Source organism: Tateyamaria rhodophyticola (assembly GCF_047777875.1).
In the GTDB taxonomy this organism is placed as follows: Bacteria; Pseudomonadota; Alphaproteobacteria; order Rhodobacterales; family Rhodobacteraceae; genus Tateyamaria.
In genome coordinates, this window is sequence record NZ_CP180519.1 from 1,368,134 (window position 1) to 1,384,383 (window position 16,250).

Genomic DNA, 16,250 nt, shown 5'->3' on the forward strand with positions numbered 1-16,250 from the left:
TCTATTTCCAGGTATTCAACCACTGGCGAAAACGGCCACGCTTTTTGCCCACGGCATCGCCCGCCGCTTCCCAATTGTCCTGCCATTCCTCAAGCGTGGGATCGATGCGGCGTTGGCGGAACCGCCGCCACCGCACCCAGATTGCATAGAATACAACCGCCAGCAGGGTCAGGATAATGATGTTGAGCCATGGCAGGCCCTTGGGCGCATCCGGACCGGGATGCGGTTTCAGGCCGATGGCATTGGGATAGATCGTCAGGAATTCGTTGCGCCAGCCGTAATGCGTCAGCAGATACCATTCCGGGGCAGCACGGGTCGACACGCTCGCCTGCGCTTCGGCCTGCAAGTTCGAACTGTCGAGCTTGAAATAGGGGGGCCATCCGAACCCGGTGTCCTCGTTGCGGTACACCATCACCCGCCCGTTCGCGCGCGTCGTGTTGATCAGCCGCAAATCCCGGTTGATGACCGCGTTGTCATTGCCCGTGTCGGCCTGCGCATAGAACAGGCGATTGATGCCGGAGAAATCCTGCCGGATGATCTCTGTCCCCTGCACGCGCACGATATCCCGTTGTGGCAGGGTATAGTGCAGCGTGGCGCCCACAATGACCCAGAAGGCAATCAGAAGTGTCCAACCGATAAAGCGCATAAACGTCCCCTTCAGGCGAAATTCACAAGATAGATGATGAGACCGACCAGAGCCATCGGCACGACATAAACCCCGAGGATCAGCCGCCGCCGGAGCGAGCCGTCATAGTCGTTCAACCCATGCCGAACATAGGCGTCGCGCGGCATATCAATGCCGCCCGCATCCCACTCTGCCTCCAGCCGGTCGCGCGCACGCGCACGGCTGTAAAAGCTGAGGCTGATATAGATGATGCTCAGCAGCACAAAGACGATGATGAACAATCGGATCATGGCCATCTCCCTATCTCCTGACCGCGCCCCATGGGCCGACGCGGGCAATCATATCGACCTGCGGTTCAGGCTCTTGCATGGGGGCGTCATGGCCGAACAATGCGGCACGCACCCCCATCTTGTCGGCCTTGTACTCCGCTTCGAGATATTGCGCGACATATTCCTTCTTGGCCTCGGGCCAGGTGGCATAGGCCGCATAAAACGCCTGTTTGTGGCAAATGAACAGCTGCCGCACATCGCGCGGGCTCAGCTCGCTCAGCAGCATGTTGACCAGCGCCGCCTCGGGCGTGTCCGCCGCGCGCAGCGTGTAGAAATAGGCCGGGTGTTCTGACGATATCCGGGGCCAGCTGCCCCCATGTTCGGCCCAGTTCACAAGGTCAGCAAGCGCATGGAATTCGTCCGGCAGCAGGTCGCCGTGACGCCGGGCCAGCATCCGCATGTCGCGCCGTGTGGTTCCAGACAGGTCCACACCTGCCTCCGTCACGGAGGAGATCAGGATAAAGTCCATCTTCTGGCGCAGGATCGCAGCCCCGTCGATGCCCCGCGCCTTGACCACCGGCTCCACCAGATCGTTGAACTCAAAGAACTTGGCGATCCGGTTCCGGTCGCTCAAGTCAAAGCTGTACTTGATCGGCACGTCTTCCGGCGCTTGCGCACTGCCGATGACCGCCGGGTGATCCAGCGTCTGAAAGACGTAGAGCCCCCCAAAATGCCCGGTCCAGAAATTCCCCGGTTCCACCGTCAGCGGAGCCAAGGTAAGCGGCGCGCGCGTCACATCGCCGGTATCCGCCGCCAGCCGGATCATCTCACCGATCAGGACATCGTCAAACCACGCATCCTCTTGCCCCAGAAACGTGTCGATCTTGTCCGCAAGCCGCGCGGCATTGCGCACCGTGCCCGTGGTTGTGTCCGCCTCGACCGTGATGGCGCGCAGATCAAAGAGCCGCGCGGGTTCCGACACATCATAGACCGAATTGACCAGTTCGCCCGCCACCGCATCCCGCGCCGTCAGCGCGAACAACGCTGCTTCATTCTCAGCGATAAAGCGTTGCAGGATGGGCCGGGATGTCGAGAATTTGGCATCCAGCAGCGGGCATCGGCGCTGTTCCGTGCTGAGCAGTATGAATTGCCGGTTCACACCGTCATGGTTGAGGTAAAGCGGATCGCCCAACTCCTGACCAACCTCGGGAGAGTAGCCGGAAATGTCGATGTAGAAATCAGTGAGCGTTGTCGTCTTGCCCGTCAGATGCTCAAGCGCCCGGTTATACCGGGCGGCCAGCGCCGGGGACGACACATGGAACAGGTTGCCGAACATCAACCCACGTTTGATCAGCTCGATCATCCACGATCTCCCTTCAGCAACGCAACGCGCACAGCCAGCGCGACACAACCCGGGATACACAGCGCCACAGCGGAAAACAGGAATGCCCCGTCTTCGGCCGGATCCGTGAACCGCAATCTATAGCCATAGGCATCCATCAGCCAAAGTATCCCGAGCCCCGCAGCAAAAAGCAGCACCGTGCACAGGATTGAAACCGCACCGGGCGGCAGACCCGTCGCCCGCAGAACCGGCCCCGGCAACATCCACCCCGCCGCGAGGATGAGGGCCGTCGCGATGATCAGTTGAACGGTCATGCGCGGCTCAACCGAAAGACATAAGGCACGGCGCACGCCAACAGCGGCAGCACAAAGGCGCGATAGGTGATCTGCACGTTGAACCCGACATAAGAGATGTAGGAATCGTTGAAGAGCAGCAGGGAGTCGGAAATCGGTACGCCTTCGAAGCCCATGGCCGTATTGATCCCGGCCTGCGCCACAAACAGGATCGCCACCGCGCCAAGGAACCCCCAAACGCCCCAGCGGGTCGGCACGATCAGCCCAAGCAAGAGCGCCGCCACCGTTATACCAACAAGCACGATCATGGTCCCTCCCGCGCGGCCATATCCTTGCCGCGCCAATATTCCACCCGCTGCGCCAGACCAAGCCATGTCCAAAGAAGGATCGGCGCCCAAGCAAATGCAAACAGGATCGATCCCCGCACCGCGATTTCAATGGCCAGAAACAGCCCGCCCATATCCGCCGCCCGCGCAAATTTTTCGGGCTGCAACATGGCATAGAGGGTGGCGCACAGCATGATGATCACCAGCGTGGACGCCGCCACTGCGATGGCCACGCGCCAATGCGACCGGGTCCGCGCCGGGGAAATGAACCGTGGCACGGCCCACCCCAACGCGCCTGCAACCGTCAGCGGCACACCGGTGTTCCAGAACGTGATGCTGTCCGCGGTCATTGCGCCCGCATCACATGTGCACGCGTCACACGTCCCACTCTCACCCCTTGCCCTCCAGATACCGCTTCTTTGCTTCTTCCTGGCGCCCGAAATCGCGTACCATCGCATCAATCGCGACCTCGTCCGACTTGTCCGCATAGCGGAATTCGCTGTCCGCATATCGGTTGATCTCCTGCACAACCATGTCCACCGTGATCGGCACGCGCAGTTCTGAAATCATCTCCTTCTTTGCGTCGTAATCCTTGAACAGGAACAGCTCGGGGTTTTCCATCCACTCGTCCGGCAACTCGAAATCCATCGCCCGCACCTTGACCGCGTCGGTGATGTTCTTGATCGCGCGGCCCGTGAACCGTTCATCGGCCTCCTGAATGCCTTTGAGATAGGTGCCCAGCTTGGCAATCGTGTCCAGCTCACCAATCTGCGCGTGCACCCGGTCGAACACCTCCATCAGCCCCGCCTCATGCGGGCGGGCGTGGCTTTCAAACGATGCGGCCACGGCCTTCTTGATCTCCTGCGCGGAAAACACCTCATGCGCGCCGACTGGAATGTCGTGGTTCTTGCCCATCAGCAGGTACAGGATGTCGATGTAATCCTCACGCGTCTGCGGCCCGTCCACAAGGAATCGCGCCCCGGCCCGCTGGCGCAAGGCATCGTCGACATTCTCCGGGTAGTTGGAAAACATGCCAAAGGTGCAATTGCCTCGCACCACCGTGTTGGCCCCGGCAAAACTCTCCATCAGCACCGCGGTAATCTCCAGCTGACCCGCCGAGGACTGCCGATCCCCCCGCTTGCCCGCCAACTGATCGATATCGTCAATGGTCCCGAACCCGATGGCATTCGGGTCGAGCACATTGTTGATAAAGGCCTTGGCGTTCTGGCCGGATTTCCCCTGGTAGCTGTCGATGTTGTCCGTGCTCAGGTTCTGGTAGCGAAACGCATATCCCGCCACCTGACAGTAATCATTGATCAACCCGGCCATCATCTGGATCAGCGTGGTCTTGCCCGTCCCGGGCTTGCCGTCGCCCATGAAGGTAAAGATGAAGCCCCCCAATTCGGCAAACGGGTTCAACCGCCGGTCAAAATCATAGGCCATCAACATCTTGGCCAGCTTCATCGCCTGATATTTGGCAATGTGGTTGCCCACGACCTCATTCGGTTTCTTGAACGTCATGGTGAGGGTGGTCGACTTGGCCTTGGTCGCGGGCGTGAACCCCTGCACTGCGAAATCATCCGCTTCAACGCGCCAGGCCGCACCGACAAAGGCATCAAGCCGGGGCGCTGTTTGCGCCCGCAACGACACTTTCTCCATCAACGCCTCGGCAAACGCCGTGACCACCGCCACCAGATGCGCGTCGTCCGGCGCATGTGCGGCGATGTCCTGATCCAGCTCCCAGAGTGCGCCGTGCAAAGCCGTCTGACCGCTGTCGGTCAGAACCTCTTCAACCTCGCCCACCTCAACCGTGACCTCGGTCTGATGCGACGAAAGCAGGTAGGCCGTCGCGTTGCCAAAGACATAGAGCGTGATCAACGCCTCTGCCGCCAACAACTCGGCAAACTCCGTCTTCCGCGCAGCCGGCAGAGCGCCCTCCAGATTGGCCCGCTTCAGATCGCCAAGCCCGGACACTGCCGCGTAATTCTCGGCCACGGCCAACGCGATGGAAACGGACCTGCGCAACGTGTTCAGAACCGCGGCCTGCATGGGCGACATCAACGCATCCGCGTCGTCTGCCCCTTCGATCGTCGCCATCAACTGCACCGCACCGGTGGGCGCGGTGCGCCGTGTCACAAGCCCCGGCGTTGTCGACCGAAACCGCCGCCGCGTGCCCACACCCGATGACCGTTCAACCGCAGGGGCCTCTTTCGATTGCCCGATCCGCGGCGCATGATCGAACCCCTGCAACATGGCCAGCGCCATGGGGTAATGCGCGGTGATCTCCTGCTCGCGCAGTTCCATCTGATCCGACGTCTGGCTCATCTCACATCCCTTGCTTCATCTCGCAAAATAAACTCCCCCCGGAGGGCCGATCTGCTCCGCAGCGCGGCATCAGTATTTCAGCACCCGACCACCCGGGCTCACCACATATTTCGCCACCGAACGGAATCCCGGCGGGTTCATCTCTTCCAGTGACTGAAACGCGCGTTGCGGCAATACGATGGACCGCTCCAACCGTGTGGCCCCGGTCTCCGCCCCGCGCCCGGCAAACGGGTCAAGCGCGAACACCTCGCGCTCCACCGTCGAAAACCAACCCTGCCGCTCTTCTATCACACGCTCGGACTGCAACTCTTCTTCGGTCCACACCAGCGCCCAGTCCTGTCCCGCAGGCGCACGCGCCGCCGCAAGCACTTCGCTGACGGGTCCGGGCTGGGTGGTGAACGCCGACGAATACATCGGCCCCACATGAAACCGACGCAGCCGTTTCGGGTGCAGGTCGTCAAAATCCTCGTCAAACCCCTTGGCAATGGTCACCAATTTCAGCGCGCCAAGGCTCTGCGCCATCAGATGCGCCTGCACTTCGGGCCAGCGACGTTGGTCCTTGGGCAAGGCCGTCCGGCCCGTATCCTCCAGCTCCATCAGGTAGATGACCGGCAAGTTCAGCGCGCTGTCATAAACGGCCCAATGCACACGAAAGGTCCGGCGTTGATCCGTCTTGTTTCCGGTCCACACGATCTCCGGATCATTGCGCGGCCAGAACAGCTCTCCCATTTTCAGCTCTTCGTAGTAGAGCCGTTGCGACAGGGCGAATTGCAGCTTGGTCGGCACCTGCCGCTCACCCACGATCACCTCGACCATCTGCTTTTTCAGCGCCTCGACTGACGGCGCATTGGCCAGATGCCGCTCCGCTTGTTGTGCATCATTGGCCATGGTCAGCAGCTCTTCGGCCGCCGGGAACCCGCTCTCGCGCGCATCAATGGCGAGGCTGCCGAAAAACCGCCCCGTATCGCGCCCGACCAGAAGATACTTCAGGCTCAGCGCGCGAAAGGTGAACGTCATCTCCGCGATATACCGCGTGAGGATCTTCACCTCATCCCGGTTCAACCCGCCATCCGCCTCCATCACAGCCGCCACCCGGCCCAGATGCGAGATGATCGTCTCGAACTTGCGGAAATAGCGGCGAGAAGCAAAAAGATCGGTGAGGCCGGTATGTTCGGGTTTGGTCATTTGAGATACAGCGCGCGCGTTACGTCTTTGGACCGGCGGGCGGCGAAGCGATTTCCGGCGGCGCCTTGCCAATTTTTTGGGCCAAGGCAGCTTCAAGCCCTGTCATTTTCTCAAACAATGCTCGCCCGGAAGCACGTTTTCCGACCAGCAAAAGCAATACGTATCCAATGCCACCAACGATAGTTAACAGGCAATCAATCATAAAAACGACGTATGCGCCTGCGAGAACCACAAATGCCGTCGCCCCAATCGCCGCAAACGGCAGTAGCACGAGCGACTGAACCAGTGCCTCGACCAACGACACATGCGCCAGCACCATTCCCAGAAGCGCGGTGAGCAAATAGACCACTGCCGTGCCAAGAATTATGTATGAGCCCGCGTTTTTCATCCGTCCTTGCGGCCCTTGGTCAGCAGATAAAGCCCGACGATCCCGCAGAAAAATCCGACTGCGTTGACCCATGCTGGCGCGCCAAAGGCAAGGGTTGCGATCAGACTGAGGATCGAGACGCCGATAGCGGCAAAGCCAAGCTGCATCGCTTAACCCCCATACGCGTTGGCGTCGTGTTTTTCGACAATTTCCGAGAAGCGGCGGGCAAAGCGTTCGTCCGCCTTGGCCTTTTGCTCCAGCACTTCACGGGCGAACACCATCTGGTCTTCGTGCGCCTCCAGCATGTCCGCCATCCGCGCATTCGTCGCGGCACCAATCCCGGCCATGGCGGTCTGTGCCTCCTGATCCGTCTTCACGCCGATTTCGTTAATCCGGTGCGCGACGTCCTGCTGCTGCGCCGTTTTCAACGACTTGGTCAGCGCGTCGTAAAGCACCACGCGCTGCTTTGTGTCTGTCTGCAGCTTGTTGATCAGCACCATCTGTGTCGCCGCCTGGTTCTGCAATGAATCGACCCAGGTCTTGCCCTTTTCGATATAGCGTTCGAGCGTCTGGGACTTGGCCACCTTGACCTGCTCGTCCTGAACCATTGCGTTGTATTGCTTGTTCAGGTCGGCCAGTTCGGTCTCCAACGCAGTACGCGCGGCGGCATCGGTTTCGGACGCGATCTTATTCTCAAGCGTGATGATCTTGGGATCCATCGCCTTGATCTCGTCTTGTAGGCTCGACAGCTCCTGAACCGTGAACTCCCGCTCATCCAGCGTTTCCGTCAGATTGCCTTCAACCTTGGTCTTTTGCTCTTCCAGCACGTTCAACTGCCCCTCCAGCAGCTGAACAATCACGTCCGACTTGCTGATGAGATCCTGCAACTTGTCGTCGATGGAGGCGGTTCGAATGCGTTCCTGACGCATGCTTTCCGACTTGGCCTTGGCAAAAATGCCGACGAAACTTTCCCAGCCTGTCTTGGACCGGATTTCGTCAAAGTCCTTCGAAAACGCTGACGTCACATCATCCAGACCCATGATCAGCTCGGCGATATTGGCGTTCATCAGGTCAGTGTGGGCATGCACATCGTCCAGCGAGGCGTTTTCGATATCGAGAGAGATGTCCGTGCCATCCTTCATCTTTTCCCGCGCCATCGAAATCCGGCTGGTCAGTTCCGCAATCTTTGCCTGCGCTTCTTCGACCTGCGCCTGGGATTCCCGAACCTGCGTCCCAAAATCAGCCATCAAACTCTCCCTCTTATCAACGTGTTGATAGGTATATAAGAAATGTAACAGGGATTTACATCCGCAAGCCCCCGGAATTCGCGCAAGTGTTGCAAAAGCCTGTGCCAAAGAAAAGCGCGCGCGCAGGGTTTTCTGAGAGTTGTGAACCGGGTAGGGCATGAACGCAGTTCAAGGAGCACCCGATGGCCAAAGCCGCCCAAGACCGCCGCAATGCCCTGCGCACGACGCTGATTGATCTGGCCGAGGCCGAGATTGAGGCAAACGGGATCGGCGCGATAAAGGCGCGCCCGCTGGCGCAGGCCGCAGGGTGTTCGGTCGGCGCAATCTACAATGTGTTCGGCGATCTGGATGACATCGTGATCGCAGTGAATGGGCGCACGTTCCGCAAACTTGGCCAATTCGTCGCCGACGCGCTGGCAGGCAAGGGCAGCCTGCCCCCCACGGAACGGCTGGTCACGATGTCCTATGCCTATCTCGACTATGCCGCTGCGCATCCGCGGCTATGGCGTGCGCTGTTTGATGTGCAAATGTCCACCGATATGGATGTTCCGGACTGGTACATGGAGGAACTCGGGCGCCTCTTCAGCTATATCGATGGCCCGGTCGAGGAGTGCTTTCCCGAAATGGACAGCACCGAAGTGTCCCTGATGACCCGCGCGCTTTTTTCATCTGTGCACGGGATCGTTCTGTTGGGTTTGGAAAATCGGATCTCCGGCGTGCCGCGTGATCAGATCCGCAACATGATCGCTCTGATGCTGCGCTCGGCGACGTGCTGAGATTTTTTTGAACATTGTTCATTTTTATTCTTGAACGTCGTTCATAGGTCACCTATCTGCTTTCGTGAACGATGTTCATGAAAGGGAAAATGATGCTGACGACATTCAGAACACTCTTTGCCGGGGCCAACGCCCGCGCCGAAGATCGCCTGCGGGATGTGTATGCGATCGAGCTGATCGACCAGAAGATCCGTGAAACCGACGCACAGGTCGCCGCAGCCAAGTCCACGCTGGCCAGCCTGATCCAGCGCAAGCGATCCGAGCAAAAACTGCTGGATATGTTGCGCACCCGGATCGCGTCCATGTTTGACCGGGCCCGCGCCGCTGTAGATGCAGGCGAAGACGCCCTGGCGCAGGAGGCCGCCCAAGCCATTGCCGAGATGGAGAATGAATGCACGGTCCGTCAGGGCACGATTGACCGGCTCAACACGCAGGTGACGCGTCTGCAATCCTCGGTCGAGGCCGGGCACCGCCGGGTGATCGACCTCAAGCAGGGCGCGCTTCAGGCCAAGGCAATGCGCAAGGAACAAACGATGCAATCGCGCCTGAACACAACGCTTCAGGGCACGTCATCTGCGGACGAGGCGCAGGACCTGATCGACCGCGTGATCGGCAAGGATGATCCGCTCGAACAGGCGCAGATCCTCAGCGACATCAATGCCGGCCTCAATCACACAGGTCTCGAGGACAGGATGGCCGCCGCAGGATTTGGCGACGCCACAAAGGTCACGGCCAAGGATGTCCTGGCCCGCATAAATCGCTGAAACCCCAATTGATCACTCTTACCCAAAACACACACTGATACCGGAGAAATACAATGCAAACCCCTCAGACCGACAACACCCTCATCATGTTCGTCAACGGCGCAGGCGTCGCCATCGCCTATGTCATGCTTGGCCTGTCACTGTGGCTCAGCACCGACGTGCCGCTGGCCACGAAAGGATATTGGGGCATCGGCATCCTGATGCTGACGCTCAGCCTCGTGAACTTTGTCAAATACCGTTTCGACAATCAGCTGCGGCAGGACCGCGTGAACAAGATCGAAGAGGCCAAGACAGAAAAGCTGCTGTCGGAATATGTGGGCGACGTCAAAGACGCGGCATAACCTCTGACCAAATTCCAAGCAGACAGGGCCGTGCGGGTATCGCGCGGCCCTTTCCTGTTTGCGCACCGCTCAAATCCGGTGCTACGACACCGGCGGGCATTCGGCGATGGCGTCGTCGGAGCGGCGGCGCTTGGCCCGATCCACGATCCTGTACGCCGGGACTTTCAATCGGGAGATTGGAGGCCCCCGCCTCGCGCTCCCCGCACAGGAGGCACGCATATGTCGGATTGGTCACCGGACCGGACACAGGTCAAAAGCTGGAATGAATGGGACACACTGCGCCACGTCATCGTGGGCCGTGCGGACGATTGCCATATCCCGCCCGAGGAACCCGCGCTGGATGCCAAGGTGCCCGAGGACAGCGATATGCGCGGCCAATGGGGTCGCCGCCCGCAGGAGACCATCGATCGCGCGAACGAGCTGTTGGACAACTTCGCGGCCCAGCTGACCGCGCGCGGTGTCAAGGTCGACCGCCCCGACAGCATCGACCACAGCCAACCCGTCACCACCCCGGATTTCCACACCGACAGCCAGTTCGGCTGCATGCCGCCACGCGATGTCCTGCTGACGGTCGGGCACGAAATCCTCGAGGCGACGATGTCCTATCGCTGCCGCTGGTTCGAATACCTGAACTACCGCCCACTCATGCAACGCTATTGGGATGAGGACCCGAGTTTCCGGCACGAGGCCGCGCCCAAACCGCGCCTGACCGATGCCGATTACCACCCCGACTATCTCAGCGACAAGATCGGCGTGGCCAAGCGGCTGGAATGGGCCGCGGAGAAATTCTTTGTCACCACCGAGGAAGAGCCGCTCTTTGATGCTGCTGACGTGTTGCGGTTCGGCAAGGACCTCGTGGTGCAGCACGGGTTCACCACGAACCTCAAGGGGATCGAATGGCTGCGCCGTCACTTCCCCGACCACCGGGTGCACACCGTGAATTTCCCCGGCGACCCATACCCGATCCACATCGACGCGACCTTCACGCCGCTGCGCCCGGGCCTGATCCTCAACAACCCGCAGCGCCGCCTGCCCGAAGATCAGCGGGGCATGTTCGAAAAGAACGGCTGGGAGATCGTGGACGCGGCGCAGCCTGCACACAACACGCCACCGCCGCTGTGTTATTCCTCAACCTGGCTCAGCATGAATGTGCTGGTGCTGGACCCCAAGACGGTCTGCGTCGAGAAATCCGAAGTCTATCAGGCCGAGCAGATGGACAAGCTGGGCATGGAGGTGGTCGAGGTCGAGCTGCGTGATGCGTATGCGTTCGGCGGTGGTCTGCACTGCTGTACGGCGGATGTGTACCGCGACGGCGACTGCGAGGATTACTTCCCCGTGCAGTAGGGGTTCCTTTGGCGCGGGTGCCGGGATAGCGTCCCGGCAACCACACCCAAGGAGTCGCTCATGTCCATCGAAACCCGCCTCGCCGAACTGGGCGTCACCCTGCCCGACGCGCCTGCGCCTGCGGCCAACTATGTGCCCTTTGTTCAGGTGGGCGACATCGTTTACGTGTCGGGCCAGATCTCGAACGGACCTGACGGCCTGATCACCGGCAAACTGGGCGACGACATGGAAGTCGAGGCCGGAGCAGCGGCAGCGCGCACCTGCGCCATCAGCTTGCTGGCGCAGGTCAAAGCGGCCTGTGATGGCGACATCGACCGATTGGTGCGGGTGGTCAAACTGACCGGCTTTGTGAACTCCACCGCTGATTTCACCAATCAGCCGCAGGTGATCAATGGCGCGTCCGACTTCCTGGTCGAGGCACTGGGCGATGCCGGTCGCCACAGCCGGTCTGCCGTGTCGGCGGCTTCGCTGCCCCTCGGTGTCGCGGTCGAGATCGAAGGGATCTTTCAGGTCAAATGACCCTTCCTGCCGCTTTTCTCGACGCCCCCATCGCGCACCGGGCGTTGCATGACGTGACGGACGGACGGCCCGAAAACAGTCGGGCCGCCATCCGCGCGGCGATGAAACACGGCTATGGCATCGAGATCGACCTGCAACTGAGCGTGGATGGCGCGGCGATGGTGTTCCACGACTACAGCCTTGACCGGCTGGCTGAGGGCACCGGGCCGATCACGGTCCAGACGGCGGCACAATTGTCATCCATCCCGCTGCGTGGCAGCGACGAAGGCATTCCGACATTGCCCGAAGTCCTGCGGCTGGTGGGCGGCACCGTCCCGCTTTTGATCGAGCTGAAGGATCAGGACGGCGCAATGGGCCCCGCAGGCGGCCCGTTGGAGGTCGCCGTGACCCACGCGCTTGAAGGGTACGACGGGCCTGTCGCGCTCATGTCGTTCAACCCCCACAGCATCGCCCGCATGGCCGAGCTGTGCCCCGATGTGCCACGTGGTCTTGTGACCAGTGCCTATGACCCGGACCAGTGGCCGCTGAGCGCCGAGATCTGCGAGACCTTGCGCGGGATTCCCGATTACGACCGCGTTGGCGCGTCCTTTATCAGTCATGAGGTCGCCGATCTGGATCGCCCGAGGGTGGCCGAACTGAAATCCCAAGGCGCGCGGATCCTGTGTTGGACCGTAAAATCGCCCGAGGTCGAGGCACAGGCGCGCAAGGTTGCCGAGAATGTGACCTTCGAAGGCTATATGGCCGCGCATCCCGGTTGATCTGCGCCGCCACAGGCACACATTCAGACGCTCTGGCCTCATCAGGAACCTGCCCTTGTCCGCGCAAGAAATCGAAATTCGCGTCGTCCCGAAGATTGCCGACATCGGCGCAGTCGATTGGGATGCCTGCGCCTGTCCCGAAGCGGCGGACGGCGGCCCCCCGCTGGATCCGTTCACGACGTTCCGCTTTCTCAAGGCGCTGGAGGACAGCAATTCGGTCGGCCCGGGCACGGGATGGCAACCGCAATACCTGCAAGCGGTGGTCGAGGGACAGACCATCGCCGTCGCACCCATGTACGCCAAGGGCCACAGCCAGGGCGAATACATCTTTGATCACAACTGGGCCCACGCTTATGAACGCGCAGGCGGGCGGTATTATCCAAAGCTGCAAATCGCGGTGCCACACACGCCCGCAACGGGCCGCCGGTTTCTGACCCACCCCGACTTTCCCGAAGCAGGTATGGCCGCGCTTGTCCAAGGGGCGATCCAGCTTGGGGAACAGAACCGGCTTAGCTCGCTCCACATCACGTTTTGCACGGAAACAGAGCGGGACATGGGCGCCGATATGGGTCTGATGCCGCGCACGACGCAGCAGTTTCACTGGCTCAACGACGGCTATGGCAGTTTTGACGATTTCCTCGGGTCACTGGCCAGCCGCAAGCGCAAGAACATCCGCAAGGAACGGGCACAGGCGCAGGCCTTTGGCGGCGACATTCACACCTTTACGGGCGATGACCTGAGGCCCGAACACTGGGACGCGTTCTGGGCGTTTTATCAGGACACCGGCGCGCGCAAATGGGGCACGCCGTACCTCACGCGCCGTTTCTTTGACATCGCGCAGGAGACGCTGCGGGACGACATGGCGCTGGTGCTGGCCGAACGGGACGGGCGGTACGTCGCGGGCGCGTTGAACTTTGCCGGGCGCGAGACGCTTTATGGCCGCTATTGGGGCTGCGTCGAACATCACCCCTGCCTGCATTTCGAGCTGTGCTACTACCGCGCCATCGATATCGCGATCGACCGCGGCCTGTCCCGTGTAGAAGCCGGTGCGCAGGGTGAACACAAGCTGGCACGCGGGTATCTGCCGACGCAGACGCACAGCCTGCATTGGTGCGCCGATCTGGGTTTCGCAGACGCCATCGCGCGCTATCTTGAAGCCGAACGCGAGGCCATTGAGGAAGAGATCGAGGTCCTCACCGACTACGGCCCCTTCCGCAAAACGCAAATCGAGGAACAGCAATGACCGAAAAACTGAGCGAAGAGACCCGCGGCCCCCTGCTGGATCCGCTAATGGCACGCGGGTGGGAGATGGTCGACGGGCGCGATGCGATCCACAAGAGCTTTGTCTTTGCAGATTTCGTCGAAGCGTTCGGTTGGATGACACGCGTGGCGATCTGGGCCGAAAAGTGGGACCATCATCCGGAATGGTGCAATGTCTACAAAACGGTGGACGTGACCCTGACCACCCATGACGTAGGCGGCCTGAGCACGCTGGATGCAAAGCTGGCCCGCAAGATGGACACTCTGGCCGGTGCGTAACGCTCCGGCACACAGGATCCCGCGGCAAAGCTGCGGCTTTGCGTGTCGGGAAGTGGGTGCCATCCTGCGAGGCAGATCAGCCAAATCGGAAAAACGATCCGCAAATCATAGCGCGTAGCTGCGCCACACGATCCAAAACGTATCCATGCGATTACATGTCAATGGGCACGTCCAGCGTATGCTTTTGCGTTTTCATCACGACAGAGGTGCGGAACCTGCGCACGTTTGGTTCAGCCAGGAACAAGCGCCGCGTGAGCGCCTCGAAATCCTGCATGTTCTGCGCCGTGCAAATGAGCATGAAGTCACCTTCGCCCGTGACATAGTGGCAATGCTGCACTTGCGGTTCCGCGCACGCGGTGCGTGCAAAGGCGTCAAGCTGGTCCGGTCGTTCACGCTCCATTTCGACCGCAACGATGAACGTCATGGGATAGCCGAGCTGCTCTGAATCGAGCACTGTCACGGCGCCTTTGATCACGCCTTCCTTGCGCAACCGCGCGATCCGGCGCTGTACCGTCGCCACGGAAAGACCGGACGCCGCGGCGAGCGTTTCAAGTTTCACCTGCGCATCTGCTTGCAGGTGCTTCAGGATGCAACGGTCCGCAAAATCGAACCGTGTGGATGGATCAGCGTTCATCATGCGACAATCATAGCACCAGAACGCCGAAATCCGATAAATTTCTCAAAAAACCGGCCTATGTGCGTGAATATGTGCGTTATGGATCGGTATACAGATGCTATGTATACATTTGACCCCACCCCCGTCCGCCACCGTCTGTCCCGCTGTCCCGTGCATGCGGCGACACCGCTCCACCACCATGAAATCCAAGGGCGCGCCCTTTGGATCAAGGATGAACGCGGGCGCATGGGCCTTGGGTCGTTCAAGGCGCTTGGCGGGGCCTATGCCGCGCTTCGCCTGATTGAAACGCATGGAAACGATGCGACATTTGTGACTGCAAGTGCGGGCAACCACGGCCTGTCGGTCGCCGCCGGAGCCCGCGCATTCGGAGCGCGGGCGCGGGTGCACCTTGCGACAACCGTTCCGTCCGCATTCGCTGATCGTTTGCGCGCCGAGGGTGCCGAGGTTGTCCGGTCCGGCGACACATACGAAGCATCCGTTGCAGCAGCCATCGCAGACGCCGAGGAAACGGGCGCGGTGCACCTCGCCGATGGGTCGTGGCCGGGCTACATCGAACCGCCCCGGCTCGTGATGGAAGGCTACACCGTCATCGCCGAGGAGATGCGCGAAACCTTTGAAGCCAGCGGCACCTGGCCGGACGTCGTGTATCTGCAAGCGGGTGTCGGAGGGTTGGCGGCGGCCATCACCGCGCGGATCCGCGCTGCCTGGGCGGTACAGCCGCGCATCGTTGTTGTGGAACCAGAGGCCGCGCCCTGCCTGCGCGACAGCGTCGCGGCAGGCGCCGTGGTCACGGTCGAGGGTCCGGTATCAGAAATGGGCAGGCTGGATTGCAAGACCCCGTCCTTGATCGCGTTCGACATCCTGCGCGAACAGGCCGACGATTTCGCAACCGTGACCGAAGACGAGGCGTACGCCGCGGTGGCGCTCATGGAGGCGGCGGGTTTTGCAACAACACCGTCCGGTGGCGCAGGGGTGGCGGCATGGCAACGGATGGGCGGTACGCGCCCGTTGGTCGTTCTGTCCGAAGGCCCGACAGACGGTTGACACAGCGCGGCGCTGGAGCAGGCAAATGTCCCTGCTCCAGCGTGGTATTTTTACATAGAGGCCAGAAGTGCCTCACCGCCCGACACTTCGCAGACGCCGGGGTTTTCCTCGGCCTGCAACAGCGTCACGGTGCCGTCTTCCACCAGCATCGCATAGCGCTTGGACCGGCCCAGAAGCCCGGCGGGCGGCGCATCGAAATCCATGCCAATCGCCTTAGTAAAGCTGCTGTCGGCATCTCCGAGCATCGTGATGCCAGCCGACGACGCGCCCGTGGCCTCACCCCAGGATTTCATCACGAACGGATCGTTGACCGACACGCAAATGATCTCGTCCACGCCCTTGGCATCGAATTGATCCTTGGTGCGGACAAAGCTTGGCACATGCGCCGAATGACACGTAGGGGTGAACGCCCCCGGCACGGCAAAGATCACGACCTTGCGGCCCTTTGTCTTGGAGGACAGTTCGACCGGCGCAGGCCCATCGGCCCCCAGTTCGACCAGCGTTGCGTCGGGGAGTGTGTCGCCTTGGGAAATTGCCATGGATTTGCGC

22 protein-coding genes are annotated in these 16,250 nt (G+C 60.9%); 9 read left to right on the forward strand and 13 right to left on the reverse strand.

Translation table 11 applies throughout. The annotated features are described in order from the left end of the window. Position 1 precedes the first annotated feature (1 nt). The 11 genes from ACERHN_RS08335 to ACERHN_RS08385 form a co-directional block, all read right to left on the reverse strand. Positions 2-646 carry a DUF1523 family protein gene (locus ACERHN_RS08335; RefSeq protein ID WP_415922170.1) on the reverse strand — a complete coding sequence of 215 codons (645 nt, stop codon included), beginning with the start codon at positions 644-646 and terminating at the stop codon, positions 2-4. Positions 647-657: 11 nt separating this feature from the next. Next, complete coding sequence (locus ACERHN_RS08340) at positions 658-915, reverse strand: hypothetical protein (protein ID WP_415922171.1); 258 nt, start codon at positions 913-915, stop codon at positions 658-660. 10 nt (positions 916-925) lie between these two features. Then, entirely contained in the window at positions 926-2,257 is a 1,332-nt protein-coding gene (locus tag ACERHN_RS08345; RefSeq protein ID WP_415922172.1) for a DUF6638 family protein, read from the reverse strand. Then, positions 2,254-2,550, reverse strand: coding sequence for a hypothetical protein (locus ACERHN_RS08350; RefSeq protein ID WP_415922173.1), 297 nt, complete (start codon positions 2,548-2,550; stop codon positions 2,254-2,256). The genes ACERHN_RS08345 and ACERHN_RS08350 overlap by 4 nt, the downstream gene beginning before the upstream one ends. Then, a complete protein-coding gene (locus ACERHN_RS08355) occupies positions 2,547-2,837 on the reverse strand; it encodes a hypothetical protein (RefSeq protein WP_415922174.1) in 291 nt (96 codons plus the stop codon). Before ACERHN_RS08355 ends, ACERHN_RS08350 begins: the two co-directional genes overlap by 4 nt. Beyond that, positions 2,834-3,205, reverse strand: a complete 372-nt coding sequence (locus tag ACERHN_RS08360) for a hypothetical protein (protein ID WP_415922175.1) — start codon at positions 3,203-3,205, stop codon at positions 2,834-2,836. Before ACERHN_RS08360 ends, ACERHN_RS08355 begins: the two co-directional genes overlap by 4 nt. Before the next feature lie 40 nt (positions 3,206-3,245). After that, complete coding sequence (locus ACERHN_RS08365) at positions 3,246-5,180, reverse strand: ATP-binding protein (protein ID WP_415922176.1); 1,935 nt, start codon at positions 5,178-5,180, stop codon at positions 3,246-3,248. Positions 5,181-5,249: 69 nt separating this feature from the next. Next, positions 5,250-6,365 (reverse strand): hypothetical protein, encoded by a 1,116-nt coding sequence (locus tag ACERHN_RS08370; RefSeq protein WP_415922177.1) that lies wholly within the window; start codon positions 6,363-6,365, stop codon positions 5,250-5,252. Between the two features lie 19 nt (positions 6,366-6,384). Next, complete coding sequence (locus ACERHN_RS08375) at positions 6,385-6,753, reverse strand: hypothetical protein (protein ID WP_415922178.1); 369 nt, start codon at positions 6,751-6,753, stop codon at positions 6,385-6,387. Then, the gene (locus ACERHN_RS08380) at positions 6,750-6,899 is read right to left on the reverse strand and encodes a hypothetical protein (protein ID WP_415922179.1); all 150 of its coding nucleotides are present in this window, start codon (positions 6,897-6,899) and stop codon (positions 6,750-6,752) included. The genes ACERHN_RS08375 and ACERHN_RS08380 overlap by 4 nt, the downstream gene beginning before the upstream one ends. Positions 6,900-6,902: 3 nt before the next feature. Beyond that, positions 6,903-7,979: a hypothetical protein gene (locus ACERHN_RS08385; RefSeq protein ID WP_415922180.1), complete on the reverse strand. Its 1,077-nt coding sequence runs from the start codon at positions 7,977-7,979 to the stop codon at positions 6,903-6,905. Between the two features lie 182 nt (positions 7,980-8,161). On the opposite strand from ACERHN_RS08385, the gene ACERHN_RS08390 reads away from it, so the two are divergent. From ACERHN_RS08390 to ACERHN_RS08425, 8 genes are all read left to right on the forward strand, one after another. Continuing rightward, the gene (locus ACERHN_RS08390) at positions 8,162-8,755 is read left to right on the forward strand and encodes a TetR/AcrR family transcriptional regulator (RefSeq protein ID WP_415922181.1); all 594 of its coding nucleotides are present in this window, start codon (positions 8,162-8,164) and stop codon (positions 8,753-8,755) included. An 89-nt stretch (positions 8,756-8,844) separates the two neighbouring features. After that, the gene (locus ACERHN_RS08395; protein WP_415922182.1) at positions 8,845-9,519 is read left to right on the forward strand and encodes a PspA/IM30 family protein; all 675 of its coding nucleotides are present in this window, start codon (positions 8,845-8,847) and stop codon (positions 9,517-9,519) included. A gap of 53 nt (positions 9,520-9,572) precedes the next feature. Then, complete coding sequence (locus ACERHN_RS08400; RefSeq protein WP_415922183.1) at positions 9,573-9,860, forward strand: hypothetical protein; 288 nt, start codon at positions 9,573-9,575, stop codon at positions 9,858-9,860. 219 nt (positions 9,861-10,079) lie between these two features. Beyond that, positions 10,080-11,204, forward strand: coding sequence for a serine/threonine protein kinase (locus ACERHN_RS08405; RefSeq protein WP_415922184.1), 1,125 nt, complete (start codon positions 10,080-10,082; stop codon positions 11,202-11,204). Positions 11,205-11,264: 60 nt separating this feature from the next. Beyond that, entirely contained in the window at positions 11,265-11,723 is a 459-nt protein-coding gene (locus ACERHN_RS08410; protein ID WP_415922185.1) for a RidA family protein, read from the forward strand. Further along, positions 11,720-12,481 (forward strand): glycerophosphodiester phosphodiesterase family protein, encoded by a 762-nt coding sequence (locus ACERHN_RS08415; protein WP_415922186.1) that lies wholly within the window; start codon positions 11,720-11,722, stop codon positions 12,479-12,481. The genes ACERHN_RS08410 and ACERHN_RS08415 overlap by 4 nt, the downstream gene beginning before the upstream one ends. Positions 12,482-12,536: 55 nt before the next feature. Beyond that, positions 12,537-13,724 (forward strand): GNAT family N-acetyltransferase, encoded by a 1,188-nt coding sequence (locus ACERHN_RS08420; RefSeq protein ID WP_415922187.1) that lies wholly within the window; start codon positions 12,537-12,539, stop codon positions 13,722-13,724. Next, the gene (locus ACERHN_RS08425; RefSeq protein ID WP_415922188.1) at positions 13,721-14,020 is read left to right on the forward strand and encodes a 4a-hydroxytetrahydrobiopterin dehydratase; all 300 of its coding nucleotides are present in this window, start codon (positions 13,721-13,723) and stop codon (positions 14,018-14,020) included. Before ACERHN_RS08420 ends, ACERHN_RS08425 begins: the two co-directional genes overlap by 4 nt. 151 nt (positions 14,021-14,171) lie before the next feature. Here ACERHN_RS08425 and ACERHN_RS08430 read toward each other — a convergent pair whose 3' ends face one another. Continuing rightward, complete coding sequence (locus tag ACERHN_RS08430; RefSeq protein ID WP_415922189.1) at positions 14,172-14,657, reverse strand: Lrp/AsnC family transcriptional regulator; 486 nt, start codon at positions 14,655-14,657, stop codon at positions 14,172-14,174. Between the two features lie 99 nt (positions 14,658-14,756). Between ACERHN_RS08430 and ACERHN_RS08435 the strand changes: the two genes are divergently transcribed. After that, complete coding sequence (locus tag ACERHN_RS08435; RefSeq protein WP_415922190.1) at positions 14,757-15,701, forward strand: pyridoxal-phosphate dependent enzyme; 945 nt, start codon at positions 14,757-14,759, stop codon at positions 15,699-15,701. Positions 15,702-15,751: 50 nt separating this feature from the next. Here ACERHN_RS08435 and ACERHN_RS08440 read toward each other — a convergent pair whose 3' ends face one another. Continuing rightward, positions 15,752-16,240, reverse strand: a complete 489-nt coding sequence (locus ACERHN_RS08440) for a peroxiredoxin (RefSeq protein WP_415922191.1) — start codon at positions 16,238-16,240, stop codon at positions 15,752-15,754. Between the last annotated feature and the right edge of the window lie 10 nt (positions 16,241-16,250).

Coding starts and splice junctions, on each gene's coding strand:
- ACERHN_RS08335 (WP_415922170.1), bottom strand. CDS start 646: ATGCGCTTTATCGGTTGGACACTTCTGATTGCCTTCTGGGTCATTGTG.
- ACERHN_RS08340 (WP_415922171.1), bottom strand. CDS start 915: ATGATCCGATTGTTCATCATCGTCTTTGTGCTGCTGAGCATCATCTAT.
- ACERHN_RS08345 (WP_415922172.1), bottom strand. CDS start 2,257: ATGATCGAGCTGATCAAACGTGGGTTGATGTTCGGCAACCTGTTCCAT.
- ACERHN_RS08350 (WP_415922173.1), bottom strand. CDS start 2,550: ATGACCGTTCAACTGATCATCGCGACGGCCCTCATCCTCGCGGCGGGG.
- ACERHN_RS08355 (WP_415922174.1), bottom strand. CDS start 2,837: ATGATCGTGCTTGTTGGTATAACGGTGGCGGCGCTCTTGCTTGGGCTG.
- ACERHN_RS08360 (WP_415922175.1), bottom strand. CDS start 3,205: ATGACCGCGGACAGCATCACGTTCTGGAACACCGGTGTGCCGCTGACG.
- ACERHN_RS08365 (WP_415922176.1), bottom strand. CDS start 5,180: ATGAGCCAGACGTCGGATCAGATGGAACTGCGCGAGCAGGAGATCACC.
- ACERHN_RS08370 (WP_415922177.1), bottom strand. CDS start 6,365: ATGACCAAACCCGAACATACCGGCCTCACCGATCTTTTTGCTTCTCGC.
- ACERHN_RS08375 (WP_415922178.1), bottom strand. CDS start 6,753: ATGAAAAACGCGGGCTCATACATAATTCTTGGCACGGCAGTGGTCTAT.
- ACERHN_RS08380 (WP_415922179.1), bottom strand. CDS start 6,899: ATGCAGCTTGGCTTTGCCGCTATCGGCGTCTCGATCCTCAGTCTGATC.
- ACERHN_RS08385 (WP_415922180.1), bottom strand. CDS start 7,979: ATGGCTGATTTTGGGACGCAGGTTCGGGAATCCCAGGCGCAGGTCGAA.
- ACERHN_RS08390 (WP_415922181.1), top strand. CDS start 8,162: ATGGCCAAAGCCGCCCAAGACCGCCGCAATGCCCTGCGCACGACGCTG.
- ACERHN_RS08395 (WP_415922182.1), top strand. CDS start 8,845: ATGATGCTGACGACATTCAGAACACTCTTTGCCGGGGCCAACGCCCGC.
- ACERHN_RS08400 (WP_415922183.1), top strand. CDS start 9,573: ATGCAAACCCCTCAGACCGACAACACCCTCATCATGTTCGTCAACGGC.
- ACERHN_RS08405 (WP_415922184.1), top strand. CDS start 10,080: ATGTCGGATTGGTCACCGGACCGGACACAGGTCAAAAGCTGGAATGAA.
- ACERHN_RS08410 (WP_415922185.1), top strand. CDS start 11,265: ATGTCCATCGAAACCCGCCTCGCCGAACTGGGCGTCACCCTGCCCGAC.
- ACERHN_RS08415 (WP_415922186.1), top strand. CDS start 11,720: ATGACCCTTCCTGCCGCTTTTCTCGACGCCCCCATCGCGCACCGGGCG.
- ACERHN_RS08425 (WP_415922188.1), top strand. CDS start 13,721: ATGACCGAAAAACTGAGCGAAGAGACCCGCGGCCCCCTGCTGGATCCG.
- ACERHN_RS08430 (WP_415922189.1), bottom strand. CDS start 14,657: ATGATGAACGCTGATCCATCCACACGGTTCGATTTTGCGGACCGTTGC.
- ACERHN_RS08435 (WP_415922190.1), top strand. CDS start 14,757: ATGTATACATTTGACCCCACCCCCGTCCGCCACCGTCTGTCCCGCTGT.
- ACERHN_RS08440 (WP_415922191.1), bottom strand. CDS start 16,240: ATGGCAATTTCCCAAGGCGACACACTCCCCGACGCAACGCTGGTCGAA.